This is a genomic window from Methylotenera sp. N17 (genome assembly GCF_000799155.1).
Lineage (GTDB): Bacteria > Pseudomonadota > Gammaproteobacteria > Burkholderiales > Methylophilaceae > Methylophilus.
In genome coordinates, this window is sequence record NZ_JUGE01000001.1 from 570,283 (window position 1) to 586,467 (window position 16,185).

Annotated in this window: 13 protein-coding genes and 1 pseudogene; 5 read left to right on the forward strand and 9 right to left on the reverse strand. The window is 45.5% G+C overall.

Annotated elements, in window-relative coordinates:
* Positions 1 to 6 precede the first annotated feature (6 nt).
* From rfbG to FG11_RS02820, 4 genes and pseudogenes are all read right to left on the reverse strand, one after another.
* The gene (gene rfbG, locus FG11_RS02805; RefSeq protein WP_047532987.1) at positions 7 to 1,062 is read right to left on the reverse strand and encodes a CDP-glucose 4,6-dehydratase; all 1,056 of its coding nucleotides are present in this window, start codon (positions 1,060 to 1,062) and stop codon (positions 7 to 9) included.
* The gene (gene rfbF / locus FG11_RS02810; RefSeq protein ID WP_047532990.1) at positions 1,062 to 1,835 is read right to left on the reverse strand and encodes a glucose-1-phosphate cytidylyltransferase; all 774 of its coding nucleotides are present in this window, start codon (positions 1,833 to 1,835) and stop codon (positions 1,062 to 1,064) included. Before rfbF ends, rfbG begins: the two co-directional genes overlap by 1 nt.
* A gap of 32 nt (positions 1,836 to 1,867) precedes the next feature.
* Positions 1,868 to 3,322 carry a mannose-1-phosphate guanylyltransferase/mannose-6-phosphate isomerase gene (locus tag FG11_RS02815; protein ID WP_047532992.1) on the reverse strand — a complete coding sequence of 485 codons (1,455 nt, stop codon included), beginning with the start codon at positions 3,320 to 3,322 and terminating at the stop codon, positions 1,868 to 1,870.
* Positions 3,323 to 3,634: 312 nt separating this feature from the next.
* Positions 3,635 to 5,422 (reverse strand): annotated as a pseudogene (locus FG11_RS02820) (UvrD-helicase domain-containing protein); the annotation flags it as partial.
* A 133-nt stretch (positions 5,423 to 5,555) separates the two neighbouring features.
* On the opposite strand from FG11_RS02820, the gene FG11_RS02825 reads away from it, so the two are divergent.
* A complete protein-coding gene (locus FG11_RS02825) occupies positions 5,556 to 6,725 on the forward strand; it encodes a GGDEF domain-containing protein (protein WP_157355006.1) in 1,170 nt (389 codons plus the stop codon).
* A gap of 10 nt (positions 6,726 to 6,735) precedes the next feature.
* On the opposite strand, the gene ylqF is transcribed toward FG11_RS02825, so the two are convergent.
* Positions 6,736 to 7,662 carry a ribosome biogenesis GTPase YlqF gene (gene ylqF / locus FG11_RS02830; RefSeq protein WP_047532999.1) on the reverse strand — a complete coding sequence of 309 codons (927 nt, stop codon included), beginning with the start codon at positions 7,660 to 7,662 and terminating at the stop codon, positions 6,736 to 6,738.
* Between the two features lie 394 nt (positions 7,663 to 8,056).
* Here ylqF and FG11_RS02835 point away from each other — a divergent pair, with 394 nt between their 5' ends.
* Positions 8,057 to 8,467, forward strand: a complete 411-nt coding sequence (locus FG11_RS02835; RefSeq protein WP_235276328.1) for a hypothetical protein — start codon at positions 8,057 to 8,059, stop codon at positions 8,465 to 8,467.
* A gap of 176 nt (positions 8,468 to 8,643) precedes the next feature.
* On the opposite strand, the gene FG11_RS02840 is transcribed toward FG11_RS02835, so the two are convergent.
* The 4 genes from FG11_RS02840 to FG11_RS02855 form a co-directional block, all read right to left on the reverse strand.
* Positions 8,644 to 9,105 (reverse strand): DUF3106 domain-containing protein, encoded by a 462-nt coding sequence (locus FG11_RS02840; RefSeq protein ID WP_020181558.1) that lies wholly within the window; start codon positions 9,103 to 9,105, stop codon positions 8,644 to 8,646.
* A gap of 125 nt (positions 9,106 to 9,230) precedes the next feature.
* Positions 9,231 to 9,629 carry a DUF3619 family protein gene (locus FG11_RS02845; protein ID WP_047533001.1) on the reverse strand — a complete coding sequence of 133 codons (399 nt, stop codon included), beginning with the start codon at positions 9,627 to 9,629 and terminating at the stop codon, positions 9,231 to 9,233.
* Positions 9,626 to 10,162 (reverse strand): RNA polymerase sigma factor, encoded by a 537-nt coding sequence (locus tag FG11_RS02850; protein ID WP_304412179.1) that lies wholly within the window; start codon positions 10,160 to 10,162, stop codon positions 9,626 to 9,628. Before FG11_RS02850 ends, FG11_RS02845 begins: the two co-directional genes overlap by 4 nt.
* 48 nt (positions 10,163 to 10,210) lie before the next feature.
* Positions 10,211 to 10,639, reverse strand: coding sequence for a hypothetical protein (locus FG11_RS02855; RefSeq protein ID WP_025223979.1), 429 nt, complete (start codon positions 10,637 to 10,639; stop codon positions 10,211 to 10,213).
* Positions 10,640 to 10,780: 141 nt separating this feature from the next.
* On the opposite strand from FG11_RS02855, the gene FG11_RS02860 reads away from it, so the two are divergent.
* The 3 genes from FG11_RS02860 to hrpA all read left to right on the forward strand — a co-directional run bounded on the left by FG11_RS02860 (position 10,781) and on the right by hrpA (position 16,181).
* Positions 10,781 to 11,599 carry a class I SAM-dependent methyltransferase gene (locus FG11_RS02860; RefSeq protein ID WP_047533004.1) on the forward strand — a complete coding sequence of 273 codons (819 nt, stop codon included), beginning with the start codon at positions 10,781 to 10,783 and terminating at the stop codon, positions 11,597 to 11,599.
* 23 nt (positions 11,600 to 11,622) lie between these two features.
* The gene (locus FG11_RS02865) at positions 11,623 to 12,060 is read left to right on the forward strand and encodes a hypothetical protein (protein ID WP_200884556.1); all 438 of its coding nucleotides are present in this window, start codon (positions 11,623 to 11,625) and stop codon (positions 12,058 to 12,060) included.
* 128 nt (positions 12,061 to 12,188) lie between these two features.
* Positions 12,189 to 16,181 (forward strand): ATP-dependent RNA helicase HrpA, encoded by a 3,993-nt coding sequence (hrpA, locus tag FG11_RS02870; protein WP_047533007.1) that lies wholly within the window; start codon positions 12,189 to 12,191, stop codon positions 16,179 to 16,181.
* The last annotated feature ends 4 nt before the right edge of the window (positions 16,182 to 16,185 follow it).

Sequence of the window (16,185 nt, forward strand, 5' to 3'; positions counted from 1 at the left end):
TAAATCTTATTTGGTCTCAACATAGGCATTAATTTGCTCCAAACAGACCTTGTGCATGTCATGGCCATTTTGCCAGAGTTGGTGCCACTCAATAATTTTAGTTAAGGTAGTTTCCAGATTCCAGCGCGATTGCCAATTGAGCATAGCTCGGGCTTTGCTACTATCTAGTTTTAAATAGTTAGCTTCGTGGGGCTGAGGGTTGTTGTCAATTTCCCATGATGCATTAGGTGTAGCAGAGACTAGTTTTTCTACAATCCATTGTACTGTTTTAGCGTCCTCTTCACGAGGGCCAAAATTCCATGCGGTAGCATATTTGCTGCCCTCTAAAAACAATCGCTCAGCCAGTAATAGATAGCCCGATAGTGGTTCCAAAACATGTTGCCAAGGTCTGATAGCATGAGGTGACCGGATGACTAATTTTTTTTTCTGATTTAACGAGCGCAAGAAGTCAGGAATTAATCTATCCTCTGCCCAGTCGCCTCCTCCTATAACATTACCAGCTCTTGCTGAGGCAAGGGCAACAACGCCGGACCCTCTAAAAAACGAGCGGCGGTAAGCAGAAGTAACCAACTCCACACAACCTTTGCTGCTAGAGTAAGGGTCGTAGCCGCCCATTGCTTCGTCTTCTCGGTATGACCAAACCCACTCTCGATTCTCGTAACATTTATCAGTAGTAACATTCACTACAGCACGTACCGATTGTGTCTGGCGGATTGCTTCAAATAAATTGACTGTGCCCATTACATTCGTACTGTATGTTTCAACTGGATCAAGATAGGATTTTCGTACCAAAGGTTGAGCTGCAAGATGCAGTACAATATCGGGCTGTGCGCTCAGCATTGCTTTTTTAAGCGAATCCAAGTTACGAATGTCTTGTATGTGATTTTCAATAAGGCAATCTGCAACGTTAGCAATACTAAAGATGTTAGGTGTCGTTGTTGCTGGTAAAGCGTATCCTATAACATTCGCGCCGAGCGATTTAAGCCATATTGTAAGCCAGCCCCCTTTGAAACCAGTGTGACCAGTTATAAAAACGCGTTTACCCTCCCAAAATCGTGACATTAGCCCCAGACCTTCCAAGGTGCTTTATTCGTTTCCCATAACTCTTCTAATAAATTTTTATCACGTAGCGTGTCCATTGGTTGCCAGAATCCGGAGTGTGTAAAAGCCATAAGCTCGTCATTTTTAGCTAGGTTGGTAAGAGGGTCTGCCTCCCAGCTAGTCTGGTCATTCGATATATAGTCTATGCATTTAGGGGATAGTATAAAAAAACCACCATTAATCCAACCGCCATCACCTCGTGGCTTTTCCGTAAAGCCAGTAACTAATTGTCCGTTCATATTTAGCGCGCCGTAACGGCCCGGTGGTTGTACTGCTGTTACTGTAGCCAATTTTTTGTGGTTTTGGTGAAATGAAATTTGTGCTTTGATATCTATATTGGCCACGCCATCGCCGTAAGTAAAACAAAATGCATCTTCATCCTTTAGGTAGCTTGCCACTCGTTTTAAACGTCCACCAGTAAGAGTGTCTTCACCAGTGTCAACCAAAGTGACTCGCCAGGGCTCGGCATTTCGTTGATGTACTTGCATGTTGTTATTAACCATGTCAAAAGTTACATCAGACATGTGTAAAAAGTAATTCGCGAAATATTCTTTTATGACATAGCCTTTGTAACCACAACATACAATAAAATCATTAATGCCATGGGCAGAATACAGTTTCATGATATGCCATAGAATGGGTTTGCCACCTATTTCAATCATTGGTTTGGGTTTCAGGTGAGTTTCCTCTGAAATTCTCGTGCCAAGCCCACCTGCTAAAATAACTGCTTTCATATAAGATACTTTCGTTTGCTTGTCAAAGCTCCCTAAGCTTTAACTCTTCCGTAGCTATCATTAAAGCGAACGATATCATCTTCACCCACGTAATCACCGCTTTGCACTTCAATCATCACTAAATCCAATACGCCAGGATTCTCTAGCCGATGGTGACATCCTGCCGGAATAAAAGTGGATTCGTTGGGCGCGACAAAAAAGACATTCTCACCGTTGGTCACGCGCGCCATACCACTTACCACTACCCAGTGTTCGCTGCGGTGGTGGTGCATCTGGAGGCTCAAGCTTTGCCCTGGTTTGACCACAATACGTTTGATTTTGAAGCGATCACCTTCTTCAAGTGTGGTGTAGTTACCCCACGGGCGATGTACAGTTTGATGTAGCTTGTAAGATTCGTTGCCTTGCTCTTTCAGAGTGTTATAGATATCTTTCACATACTGAGCTGAGTCTTTGTGCGAAATTAATACAGCATCCTGCGTGTCGACAACAATCAAATCCTCAACACCAACCATAGCTACTAAGCGTTTATCGCTCTGTACAAAGCAGTTTTTTGTGTGATTCAACATAGCTGAGCCACTGACACGGTTGCCATCTTCATCTGCCGCTGTGAGTGTGCTCATGGCATCCCAAGCGCCAATGTCGTTCCAGCCGATATCGCAGGGGATGACCGCTACATTGGCAGACTTTTCCATCACGGCATAGTCAATTGAATTGCTAGGTACATTGGCAAAGGTGTTGGCTTCAAATTCAACCTGCGTGATGTCTGTATTGTCTTTTAGCGAGGCCTCAAAACAGGCTTTGGCGGTATTTAAAATATCCGGTGCATGGCGCTGAAGCTCAGCCACTAGCGTGCTGGCTTTGGCACAGAACATACCGGAGTTCCAGTAAAATTTGCCAGAATCGACATAGGCTTGGGCTGTCGCTAAATTGGGTTTTTCTACAAAACGTGCAACTTCATACCCAATCGTGCTTTGGTTGGATGTAATGGGTTTGGCTTGATTGGCTTCAATATAACCATAGCCAGTTTCCGGCGCGTGTGGCTGTATGCCAAAGGTGACAATTTTGCCTGTTTGCGCAATTAAGCTGGCGTTGGTCACAGCTTGCTGAAATGCTGCTTGATTAGCTATCAGATGGTCAGCGGTCAGAATCAGTAAGATGGCGTCTTCGCCATGTTGTTTTGCTACATATAACGCCGCAAGTGCAACAGCCGCTGCAGTGTTGCGGCCAAATGGCTCTAGCAGAAAACTGGTTTTGGTATTGGTTTGGTTGACTTCGCGGTAATCATCTTTGGTTTTGAATAATAATTCGCGATTGGTGACGGTGAGTACTTCAGTCACATTCGGCAATATCGCGCCGCGAATGAATGACTTCTGTAAAAAGCTCTCGTTATCCGCAAGACGAATAAACGGCTTGGGGTGAAGCTCACGTGATACTGGCCACAACCGTGAACCAGCACCGCCACATAGTATCGTTGGGATAATATTCATGGATGGATTATATAATGAAGTGCCGGTAAAAACGATGCATATTGACGCATAATCATGTTGACTAGGTGGTTATGGCTTAGGTTGATTCAACATTGCACGGATACTAGCCATTTTAGACTTCCCAAAATCTTTACTGGCCAATAATTGGTCTGGGTCATTGAAAGGGTTGCCAAAATGCTTCACGTCGTCTTTGGGTAGCTCTCCAATAAAGCGGCTTTGCTCACACATTTGCATTTCGCCCGCACGTTTACGTTTTTTACACCAAGAGATATTCAACGATTTCTGCGCACGGGTAATGCCCACGTACATTAAACGGCGCTCTTCTTCAATTTGATCGTTATCAATCGATTCGCGGTGGGGGAGGATGCCTTCTTCACAGCCAATCAAGAATACATGGCCAAACTCCAACCCTTTGGCTGCATGCAGGGTAGAAAGTTTAACGGCATCCGGCTCCCCATTTTCTTTGCCCTCCAGCATGCTAATCAACGACACCATCTGTGTGAGCTCTAACAATGTTTTACCTTCAGCTTCATTGCCAAACTCGGTATTGGCTTCGCCTTTTTTGGTCAGCCAGGCAATAAATTCTTGCACATTACCCCATTTGCTCTCGGCGGCACGTGGTTCCTCGCTGTCGTACAAATAGGTTTCATATTGAATTGTATTCAATAAGTCTTGTAGTAATTCGCCAGCAGGGTCTTTGGTGGCGCGAGATTGTAACTTGTTAATGTATTGACAAAAATTAAGTAAGTCTTCTAGTTGGCGGCTACCCAGCTCGCGCTGAAAATCGCCCTCAAATGCAGCTGCAAATAACGATATCTGGTGCGCGCTGGCGTATTCACCTAAGCGTTCAAGCGTAGTGTTGCCAATGCCTTTTTTTGGAGTAGTGGCTGCGCGAATAAAGGCCGGGTCGTCATCTTCATTAGCGACTAAGCGTAAGTAGCTAACAATGTCTTTAATCTCGGCTTTATCAAAAAAAGACTGTCCACCAGAGATGGTGTAAGGGATTTTTTGATTGCGCAAATATTGTTCCATGATGCGCGCCTGATGGTTGCCACGATATAGAATGGCGTAATCTTTATAAGTGGTGCGGTGCTCAAACTTGTGCGCTTGTAATTTCATGACGACTGATTCTGCCTCATGCTCCTCGCTCATGGTAGCCGACACTTGAATCATGTCGCCTGTGCCTAAATCGCTCCATAGTTTCTTTTCAAACAGTTTGGGGTTATTGGCAATCACTTGGTTAGCTGCACGTAGAATGCGCACGGTAGAGCGATAGTTTTGCTCCAGTTTAATCACTTTTAAGCGGCTAAAGTCGACAGTGAGCTGACGTAGGTTTTCTACATCCGCACCACGCCAGCCATAAATCGCTTGGTCGTCGTCACCCACAGCCGTAAATTGTCCGCGCACGCCGGTCAGCATTTTAATCAGCTTGTATTGGCAGGCGTTGGTGTCTTGATACTCATCAATCAGCAAGTATTGTAGTTTGCGCTGCCACTTATCTAATGCTTCTGCATGGTTGGAGAATAACTCCACTGGTAATTTGATTAAGTCATCAAAATCAACGGCTTGATAGGCTTTTAACGTTTGTTGGTAAATTTGATACACTTTGGCCGCTGCGTGCGTTAAATCTTCTTCAGCCGTGGCTTTTGCTTGGTCTGGGTTGATGAATCCATTTTTCCAATTGGAGATTTGCCACTGCGTTTTACGCAGCAGCTGTTTATCTGTGGTGGCCAGCACATCACTTAAAATTTTGAAACTATCTGACGAATCTAAAATCGAAAACTGAGGTTTGTAACCTAAGTATGCACATTCTTGTCGCAGAATTTGTAAGCCTAATGAGTGGAATGTGGCAACGGTGAGCCCCTTGGTAGATTTACCTTCCATCAGTTTAGAGACACGTTCTTGCATCTCTAATGCTGCTTTGTTAGTAAACGTGATCGCCGCGATTTCTTTGGCGGAATATCCAGCCTCGTTAATCAAATAGGCGATTTTTTGAGTAATGACGCGTGTTTTACCGCTGCCGGCACCGGCTAATACCAGTAATGGGCCGTCTAAATACTTGACTGCTTCACGCTGTGGGGAGTTTAAAGTGTTTAACATAATGTGCGTACTGCTATTGGAGCTATAGAGTAAGCACGCAATAAGCGATATAGTGTAGTTCTATTCAATTGAAACCATTTTAATTCAACTATCTGAATCTATGCCAACCTTTGACTTAAAAACTATCATTTTTATGTCAATGCTCCTGACATTCATGTTGTCCATGCTGTTGGCGATTACCCGTTCCCATCACAAAGACATGAATGGTCCTGGCTATTGGGCCGTGGGTAATTTGGTGATTGGCTTGGGGATGGTGATTTTGTTCTCTAAGTTTGAGTCGACACAGTGGCACATTTTACCCGGTGTTGTTTTGATTGGGCTAGGCTTGGGCTTGTTTATTAATGGTATACAGGCGTTTTCTGGCAAAACTGTACGTCGCCTGTTGCCACTGATTATTGCTTTAGTTCTGACCGTTCTCAATGCTTTTCTCATCATGCATCAACAAGACTTACGTATGGTGGTTATCGGCAATGCATTTATCTTCGCCATTATCTACATGATGGGCGCCAGACTGACGTTTGGTAAGGATGATGGCTTGGTTGGCAATTTATATTGGATTGCATCTAGCCTGTTTTTTATGATGGCGTTACTGCTGGTGGCACGCGTGCTTTCTGCGTTTTATATGGAAAGTGACCTGTTTAAAAGCTTTCTAGACTGGCCGGTGAATGCTTATACGTTTATGTTGGCCTGTGTCATTCAGTTTTTTGTGTCGGTGCTGTTTGTCTTGATGCTGACGGCGCAAGTGAATCAAAACTTACAGTCGATGGCGACTGTGGATAGCTTGACCAATGTACTGAATCGACGCGGCTTGCAAGATGCTGCAGTCAAAATGCACGCAATATGTAAGCGTATTCAAATTCCGATGTCATTACTATTGGTGGATTTGGATCACTTTAAAAAAGTGAATGATACGCACGGGCACTTGGTAGGAGATGAAGTATTGGTGACGATTGCCAAGACCATTAAAACCACACTACGCGCAGGCGACGTAGTAGGGCGCTACGGTGGCGAAGAGTTTTGCGTGTTATTGCCTAATACGAGCGAAAAAGAAGCGGTGGCTTTGGCGGAGCGAATTAGGGAGATGATTCAGCACAAAAATATTTCTGTGCGTCATGTGAAGAAAACATCGCAGGCGCAAAATGAGGTGAAGTGTACGGTGAGTATTGGCGCGGCAGGGTCAGAGTCTAGCGGTTATGACGTGCAACGTTTACTGGCTTCTGCCGATAATGCATTGTATATGGCCAAAAACCGGGGTAGAAATTTGGTGGCAACGCACGCCGGCATTGCCACTAAAGTACATTAATCAAAGCACACTAATCTAGTTCGGGCTTTGTTTCAGGCGCTAAAGCTTCCGTGGGCAATGCGATCAAACTATCCAGTAATTGTTGTCGGCTCACTGGGGATTCTAAACTCACGCGACCAATGGCACCGCTGCGATAGTCAGTGAGCAAGGTCATGGCGGTGCGCTCCATATCCCATTCCCCATCGTGGCGCTTATACGCGCGACGTTTGGCAATGCCTTCCAGCAGGTCTATGCCATCAATCTGCTTCACATCTAACTTCATTGCATCCAGCTTGTAGCGAACATTCAGTAAATCCGGGTAGGCTTTAAGCAATACATTGCCTAAAAAAATCGCAACATCTTCATCAATCACTGCATTTCGTCCAATAGCGTGACTGGCCGCCAGCATGTAGCCATCGCTTTCTACGGCAATTTTAGGCCACATCATGCCAGGCGTATCGGTGATGCTCATGGTGTCATCCAAATCAAAGCGCTGTTGGCTTTTGGTGACGGCTGGTTCATCGCCCACTTTGGCCACGCGACGATTTAACAAGGCATTCATGAGTGTGGATTTCCCCACGTTTGGAATGCCCATGATCATCATGCGTAATGGTTTTAAGTGTGTGCCACGATGCGGCGCCAACTTGCGGCAAAGTGCTGGGATTTTTTTGGCATCACCGGCTTTTTTGCAAGAAAGCGCAACCGCTTTGGTATTGGGCTGAGCGTTAAAGTAATTCAGCCAAGCTTGCGTCGTCGTGGGGTCTGCTAAATCGGCTTTGTTTAAGATTTTAAGATTTGGGCGTTGCCTAAATAAGCGCATTTCATCAATCATTGGGTTATGGCTTGCAGCAGGTAATCTAGCGTCCAGCACCTCAATCACCACGTCGATAAACTCCATGGTTTCTTCCGCCTTTTTACGGGCAGAGGTCATATGTCCTGGGTACCACTGAATTGCCACTAGATGCTCCTAAGCCAAATAAAAAATGCGCAAACCCTACTAAGTTTGCGTATTTTAGCATCGGGATGACATATCTAAAGAATATTGTCTAATTTATCAAAATAAAAATTGTGCTAATGGCATATCTTGCACGTGCTCTTGGAATGTCGTGCATTGCTAGCTAAGGACTCGATGCACGCACCTTAGTGACTCGATGCATGCATCTTGTAGGTACTTAATTAATTTTTACTTTTTGATGGGTATGTGTATGGATATAATTATACACGTGTATAATTATTGGGTTTCCTAATATCCAATCTAATCCAATTCAATTTAACTTTAGTGTTAGGCACTCATGGCTTAGCCTAAACCCACAATCCACCCACCATATAACTTTAACTTTAAGAAAAATAATATGATCAATATAAAAAAATCTACTTTAGCCGTATTGGTTGCTGCTACATTGATATCAGCTTGCGCAACTAAACCACCTCATATCGCAAATAAAAAAACCTATAACGTTTCGGGGCAGGAGCTAGTATTTGGAGGAATATATTATCCAAGTAAAAATCAATTATCTATCACAGTGAATGAGGACCCTATCATGAAGGGATCTTTTCCTCCATTTACACCCACTAGAAGTTTTCAGACCAAATACAAAAACATACCTATATCAGCACATTGTTATTTTGGGTCAGTACTTAGTGCAGAGGGTGGTGCATTTGGTATTGTGGCCGAGGCTATCCAGTCTAAAAAAGGAGTCAGCTCCGATAAGTGCGATATTTCAGTGGATTCTAAGCAGATAGATACTTTATATTTTAATTAGTTGAAATATTCTTAATTAAAATATTAGCGTCTAGTCATAAAAATACATAAGCCCGTTGTAACGCGTAAAGTTAAACGGGCTTTCATTTGTAGCTGGCTAGTTAAATGCCAAACACCAAAATATGGCCGACATCTGACTCAATCGTGCTGGCCATTATCCGATCCGCCATTTTATTATTACCTCTGTTTGCCACGCGATTTTTTTTCTGGGTTCATGCGCTGAGAGCGTTCGCGTATTCTCTCTTTTTGTTCCGGCGGTACGTTTCTCCAACGCTCGCGTAGTTCGCTGCGTTCTTCTGGGGGCAATTCTCTAAACTCACGCATACGCTCTTTAATGCGGCCTTTTTCATCCGGGCTCATATTGTCATAGCGTTGCATTCTATCTTGCATGCGGTTGCGTTGTTCAGGCGATAGATTGTTCCAGCGCTCAGCCCCTTGGCGTAAACGCTCTTGGCGATTAGGGGGTAGGTCGCGCCAGTCTTCCCGCATTGGTGACAGTGTTTCTTGTTGTTGAGGAGATAGATTTTCCCAAGGCACGCCATCTGCATGCGCTAGTGAGTGAAACTGCGTGAGTATCACGAGTAGCGAGACGCTAAACACAGACTGCAAAAACCTGTGATGTATGGTGTAAATCTGCATGGTGTTTCCCTTGTTTGTTCCTTTATCACAATACTGTTGTGCGCCTCTTGTTTTGGGCGCTTTTGTTATGTTGGTGTCAGTGTGCATACTTTTCAGTTGCATTGTCAAACTCGCGTCAACAAGCCCTAAGCGGTATGCGCGGTTGCATCATTCATCGAATTAAGTTTATTCGGGCTGGGTTCGGTTTCATCTAACCATAAGTAAAATTCTGGATCTGTGATCGCATCTAGGTCGTCTGGGCTTTCCACGACTTCAAACATCGCTGTATATTCCCCAGAAACGGCTGCCGGGCTAGCGCTATGTTGTGCCGGCAAAATAAACATAATGGCCATCACACTACAAAACGCCACGCCGGCTACTGGTGCCCACACTATATTTTTCCACCATGCTTTTTGCGGTTTCTGCTGAAGCGCTTGGCGACGGATAGCGTGCAGACGGTGTTGCGTGTCTGCGTCAATCTCGTTGGTCGAGGCGGTCAGGCTGGATTGAATGCGGTCGGTAAATGTTTTTTCATCAATAGTCATGGTTGAAAGTCCTTTAAAGCAATCCGTAATTTCTCTAGTGCACGTGAATAATGGGTTTTAACGCTACTTTCTGAGCACTGCATAGCAGTTGCCGTGTCGCTAATGTCTAAACCTTCCCAAATGCGTAGCAAAAACACTTGCTGCTGGCGCAATGGCAATTCACTTAATGCGCTATTCAAGTGCCCCATAAACTCTGCATCCTGCAGTTGGATATCGGGAAAGCTTGATATCTCGGCAGGCTGCTGTTCCAGTAAATCTTCGCCGTCCTCTTCGTCTGATGGTCGATCTAACCAACTTCTAAATCGGTTACGGACGCTTTGTCGGCGATGAAAGTCCATAATCCGCGATTCTAAAATACGGTAGAACAGCGGTTTCCAAGACGCGGCTGGCTGGTCGCTGTACTTTTGTACCAGCTTAATCATGGCGTCTTGCACAATGTCCAAGGCATCATCACGATTACCAGTAGCCAATTGTGCAATGCGAAAAGCACGACGTTCAATCTCCGCTAAAAAAGCTTCCATTGTTTTATTTATTGATGCACATGTTTGTCATGCTTTTATTTTAAATCAGTTTCTCTTCAATTAACGACGGTCTGCACGGCGGTCTAATCGATTATTAATACGCTCACCTTTATTGTCTAGGCGATTGTCAACACGATCGCCACGCGCATCTAAGCGTTGGTCGATACGGTCGCCTTTATTGTCAAGGCGTTGATCAATACGGTCACCTTTGTTTCTTAAATGGTCTGCACGTTTTTCATGACCATTTGCATCGGCTCTATCCGCCTTGTTGTCTAACCGGTGTTCAATACGATCACCGCGGTTATCCAAACGATTTTCAATACGATCACCCTTGTTATCTAGGTGTTGTTCGCGACGGTCACCACGATTGTCTAAGCGCTGTTCAATTCTATCACCACGTTTGTCCAAATCTACTGATTTAGCATCATCAGCATAAGCTGAAGCACTGAAGACACAGGCTGTCGCTACAATCATCCAAGTTTTATTCATGTTGTTACTCCCAATGGTTGTTGTTCAATCTGGGGCAGTGTTGTCGCCCTTACTAGTCAAAACGCGGAACTGCTGGCTAAGACGACAGTCTCCCTCATATTTTTTCAGTGTATGAGGAGAATGCACGATAAAATATCGTCTATGACGATGCCACCCGAAATTAAACCGCACCAATCTATCGAGCTGCTGAAAGCGTTGCATATCTTAACGCGCGACGGCAAACTGAATCAGGATAGCCGCCGCAAGCTCAAGCAAGTGTATCACTTGGTCAATTTTATTGAGCCTTTACTCAATGACGTGTTAGCCAAAGTGCCTGACCCTACAGTGGTCGACCATGGCGCAGGTAAGTCTTATTTAGGCTTTATTTTGTATGATTTACTGCTTAAACAGCAGCCTGCCGGCCAAGTGATTGGCGTGGAGACACGCGCAGATTTGGTAGAAAAATCCAAAACATTGGCCGAGGTATGCGCATTCCCTAGAATGGACTTTCATCATTTAAGCGTGGCGGATTCGATGACGTCTACCTTGATTCCGGAACAAGTGCAGATTGTCACAGCCTTGCATGCGTGTAATACCGCTACAGATGATGCAATTCAGTTTGGCTTGAAGAAACAGGCCCAATATATGGTGCTGGTGCCTTGTTGTCAGGCTGAGGTGGCGGAAGTGATGCGTCAACATAAGGCAGATAGTTTAAGTAAAACTGAGTTAAGTGAAGTATGGCGGCATCCTATCCATACGCGTGAGTTTGGTAGCCATATCACCAATGTGTTGCGTTGTTTGCAGTTAGAGGCCCATGGTTACCAAGTCACGGTGACAGAGTTGGTGGGTTGGGAGCATTCCATGAAAAATGAGCTAATCATTGCCAAGTACACTGGACATGCGCGTAAAAACGCGCGTGATCGATTGAACAATATTTTAGAAACATTTAACTTAACCTCGCTGAGTGCGCGGTTTATGTGAGTGAGTTGGTCTGGAGAGTGAATATGAAGTCAATGCTATTAGGGACCCTGTTGATCAGTGCAGTTTTTAGTGCACATGCTGAAAAAAGCTTGCCGCGGACGGTACAGCCTTACGTAGACTTCAGTGGCGTGTATACCTGTACCGGCGATGATGCGCATGAAGGAAAGTACACAGGCAAAGTCACTATGCAGCTCAAGCCTGAACACAGTAAGGGTAGCTATGCCAGCTATGACTTTAAGCTAGAGGTGCCAGATTACGGTACTTATTTGGGACATGCCGCCGCTAATGGCAACGTTGCAGCCATGCATTTTGCATTGACGGATCAACTCACGAAAGATTACGGCACCGGCATTGCGCAATTTAAAGTGAATAAGCAAGGGCAGCTGACTTTTCATAAATTTTATTTTGAACCTGAATTTAAAGGCGGCAATACCGGTCTAGAGGATTGTGTCAGACAGTAAAAAGCCGTGTTTTGCCATAGTCCTTTTACCTAATCCATTTACAACGGGCGTGTTAAAATCACGCTTTTATGAGCCAAATCAACCCCTCTCAGCTAATCTCCCAATTAGAAAAGCAATTGCCGGCATGCATGCTGGTGCATCGCTTTGTTTTGCGTCGCCGGTTACAGCAAGCCAAGGATTTGCTTAAACAGCAAAAACCAATTGAAAAGTCACTGGTAGATATAGCAAACGCCATACAAAGATCAACACAGCAATATCAGCTACGTTTAGCGCAATTGCCTAAACCAGAATATCCGCTTGAACTGCCTGTCAGTGGCAAGAAGGACGAAATTGCTGCAGCGATTCAACAGCATCAAGTAGTAATTGTGTGTGGAGAAACCGGTTCAGGTAAAACGACCCAGTTGCCCAAAATTTGCTTGGCGTTAGGCCGTGGTGTGTCCGGCTTGATTGGACACACACAACCCCGCCGTATTGCAGCACGCTCTGTGGCAAGCCGGATTGCGCAGGAATTGAATTCGCCACTGGGTCAAGTGGTGGGCTACAAAGTGCGCTTTAACGATAAGCTGTCGGAATCTAGCTATATCAAGCTGATGACCGATGGTATTTTGTTAGCGGAAACGCAGGGCGATAAGTTTTTGAATGCCTACGATACGATTATTATCGATGAGGCGCATGAGCGTAGTTTGAATATTGATTTCTTGCTGGGCTATCTCAAGCAGTTGTTGCCTAAACGTCCTGATTTAAAAGTGATTGTGACCTCGGCCACGATTGATGCCGATCGTTTTTCTAATCATTTCAATGGTGCGCCTGTCATTGAAGTATCTGGCCGTACTTACCCTGTTGAAATCCGCTATCGCCCTCTGGGCAAATCCGGTTTTCGCGCTAAGGAAATAGCCGAGGCTGAAAATACGCAGTTTGATTTAGAAGATGAGACGGACTTTCTCTCTACTGAAAATATTACCAATGGCAATATTTTGGGTATCGCCCGCAAAGCCAAAACAGAAGCGCGTTGGCTGGAAGAGGATGACGAAGAGGAAGCGATTGAAGAAGCCATTTTAGATGCAGCTGATGACTTGCTTAGGCAGGGTGATGGCGATATTTTGGTGTTCTTGCCTGGTGAACGTGAGATTCGCGATGTCGCAGACCATTTGCGCAAGTATCAGGGTCGTTCAGCCAAGCTCAAGCATATTGAAGTGCTGCCATTGTTTGCGCGCCTCTCTATCGAAGATCAGCAGAAAATCTTTAAGTCGCACAGCACTCGCCGTATCGTACTAGCGACCAATGTGGCGGAGACCTCGCTGACAGTGCCGGGTATTAAGTATGTGATTGATGCAGGGCTAGCCCGCGTGAATCGATACAGCCCGCGTGCCAAAGTTGAGCAATTACAAATTGAAAAAATCTCACAGGCTGCAGCGAAGCAACGTGCAGGGCGTTGTGGCCGTGTTTCTAACGGTATTTGCGTAAGGCTCTACTCGGAAGAAGATTTCAACGGGCGGCCCGCGTTTACCGAGCCTGAAATTCTACGTAGTTCGTTGGCCTCGGTCATTTTGCGGATGGCTGCATTACGGTTAGGCGATGTGACTGAGTTTCCATTTATTGAAGCGCCGAGTTCGCGCTTGATTGCAGATGGCTATTTGCTCTTACAAGAGCTAGGCGCAGTCAACGAGCAACGGCAAATTACAGAAACGGGTTTGCAACTTTCCAAGTTGCCGCTGGATCCGCGTGTTGGACGTATGATTTTGGCTGCCAAACGTGAGGGATGTTTAAAAGAGATATTGGTCATTGCTAGTGTGCTCAGCATACAAGATCCACGTGAGCGGCCCATGGATAAGCGCGAAGCAGCGGATAGTGCACATGCCAAATTTGCGGGTGAGGGCTCAGATTTCATGAGCTATCTCAAATTGTGGGATTGGTTTGATCATGCACTCAAACACAAAAAATCGAATAAAGATTTGCTGAATCAATGCCATCAAAACTTTCTTTCTTTTTTACGCCTCAAAGAATGGCGTGAGTTACATGGGCAACTGTTGGATATTGTTGACGACATGGCGTTTAAACTCAACGATAAAGATGCAAATTACGAACAAATACATAAATCCTTATTGGCTGGTTTACTGGGAAACATTGGCTTTAAGGATGGGGACAGTGATTCTTATGCTGGTGCGCGCGGTATCCGCTTTCATGTGGCACCGGGTTCGTGCTTAAAGAAAACACGCCCCAAGTGGGTGATGGCAGCAGAGTTGGTCGATACCACCAAATTGTACGCGCGCTGTGTGGCTAAAATAGAACCTGATTGGATAGAGCCACTTGCGCAGGGGTTAACGCAAAGCCACTACTCAGACCCGCGCTGGGATAGAAAAGTGGCACAGGTTGTGGCATGGGAGCGTGTGAGCTTGTATGGTTTAACGGTGATACCCAAACGTCGCGTGCATTATGGGGTGATTAACCCAACTGAATCGCGTGAGATTTTTATTCGCGAAGCACTCGCTAATATGGAGTTTGATACCAGAGCGCCTTTTTTTGATGCAAATAGACGCATGATTGCAGAAATTGAAGAGTTGGAACATAAAGCACGTCGGCAAGATGTGTTGGTGGACGAACACCAGTTATTTGCATTCTATGATGCCATTGTCCCAGTTGGGATTGTGAATGGTATTGGGTTTGAGAAATGGCGCACGGATGCTGAAAAAGTAGCGCCCAAACTGTTATACCTCACCCGTGATGCACTGATGCGGCATGGTGCTGCTGCAATTACCGAGACACAGTTTCCGGAAACCTTGGTGATGGATGGTACGACACTTACATTGAAGTACCGATTTGAACCGGGGCACTTGCTTGATGGCGTCACGGCGACGGTGCCTTTGGCCTTATTGAATCAACTGGATGCTACGTGTGCTGAATGGCTGGTGCCGGGTATGATTCGTGAAAAAATCACTGCACTGATTAAAGCGCTGCCTAAAACATTGCGACGCGTGTGCGTGCCAGTGCCAGAGTTTGTGACTGGCTTTTTAGAGCAACACCATACGCAAGGTACATTGTTGCCGACATTAGCTGACTATATTCAGCGTAAAACCTCGTTAAAGTTGTCAGCGTCAGATTTTGAAGTGACTGCGGTGGCAGATCACTTACACATGAACTTTAGTGTGGTGGATGAGAAAGGCCGCGAACTTGGTATGGGGCGTGACTGGCATGCGCTCAAAAAACAATTGGGTTCTGCCGCGCAACTCACTTTCCGTGCAAACTCGCCCAGCATTGAAAAAACTGGCCTAAAACAATGGGATTTTGGGGATTTGCCGGAAACGCTGACGTTTACCAGAGATGGTCACCAGTTGACCGGATATCCTGCATTGGAAGACCAAGAAGAGAGCGTTGCGGTCAAGCTGTTCGATACTGTTGCTGAGGCGAGCGTAAATCATCGTAAAGGTGTTTGCCGACTGATGCGCTTTGAGTTAAAAGAGCAAATGAAGCAGCTAGAAAAAAGCTTGCCCAATTTTAATCAATACGCCTTGTTGCTGCGTAATATCATTTCCCCCGACGAGTTACGGGAAGATATGCTTACCGCGATAGCAGACCGTGCATTTATCGGTGAAGATGATTTGCCTAGGACGAATGATGCTTTTATGAAGTTAAAACAACGTGCGCGTGCGCGCTTACCGGCCGTGACGGAAGCTGTGACGCGACAAGCACAAGCGATTGCCAATGAGTATCAATCCTTGTTGCAACAACAAGCCAAAATGCCTGCAACGGTGAACCGCCTAAAACGCGACTGCGAGCAACAAATCGGTTTGCTGGTGTATCGCGGATGTTTTAGCCAAACACCTTGGGAGTATTTGCAGCACGTGCCCCGTTATTTAAAAGCATTGCGCCTGCGCATAGAAAAGCAACCTAGCAATGCTGACCGGGATGGTAAACATGCCGCCAGTGTTGGGCTGATTTGGCAGCGTTGGCAAGACAAGATACAGGTACTGCATGCTGCCAATAAAGCGATTCCACCGGCGTTGGCTGATTACCGCTGGTTGATTGAAGAGCTGCGCGTGTCCTTATTTGCGCAAGAGTTAAGAACGCCATCTCCAGTGTCGACCAAGCGTTTAGATAAAGTGTGGTCGGAATTAGCGAGTTAGTGTG

Bases quoted from the DNA above. Each gene is read 5' to 3' on its own strand.
- rfbG (WP_047532987.1), bottom strand. From the start codon at position 1,062: ATGTCACGATTTTGGGAGGGTAAACGCGTTTTTATAACTGGTCACACT.
- rfbF (WP_047532990.1), bottom strand. From the start codon at position 1,835: ATGAAAGCAGTTATTTTAGCAGGTGGGCTTGGCACGAGAATTTCAGAG.
- FG11_RS02815 (WP_047532992.1), bottom strand. From the start codon at position 3,322: ATGAATATTATCCCAACGATACTATGTGGCGGTGCTGGTTCACGGTTG.
- FG11_RS02825 (WP_157355006.1), top strand. From the start codon at position 5,556: ATGTCAATGCTCCTGACATTCATGTTGTCCATGCTGTTGGCGATTACC.
- FG11_RS02835 (WP_235276328.1), top strand. From the start codon at position 8,057: ATGATCAATATAAAAAAATCTACTTTAGCCGTATTGGTTGCTGCTACA.
- FG11_RS02840 (WP_020181558.1), bottom strand. From the start codon at position 9,105: ATGCAGATTTACACCATACATCACAGGTTTTTGCAGTCTGTGTTTAGC.
- FG11_RS02845 (WP_047533001.1), bottom strand. From the start codon at position 9,629: ATGACTATTGATGAAAAAACATTTACCGACCGCATTCAATCCAGCCTG.
- FG11_RS02855 (WP_025223979.1), bottom strand. From the start codon at position 10,639: ATGAATAAAACTTGGATGATTGTAGCGACAGCCTGTGTCTTCAGTGCT.
- FG11_RS02860 (WP_047533004.1), top strand. From the start codon at position 10,781: ATGACGATGCCACCCGAAATTAAACCGCACCAATCTATCGAGCTGCTG.
- FG11_RS02865 (WP_200884556.1), top strand. From the start codon at position 11,623: ATGAAGTCAATGCTATTAGGGACCCTGTTGATCAGTGCAGTTTTTAGT.
- hrpA (WP_047533007.1), top strand. From the start codon at position 12,189: ATGCTGGTGCATCGCTTTGTTTTGCGTCGCCGGTTACAGCAAGCCAAG.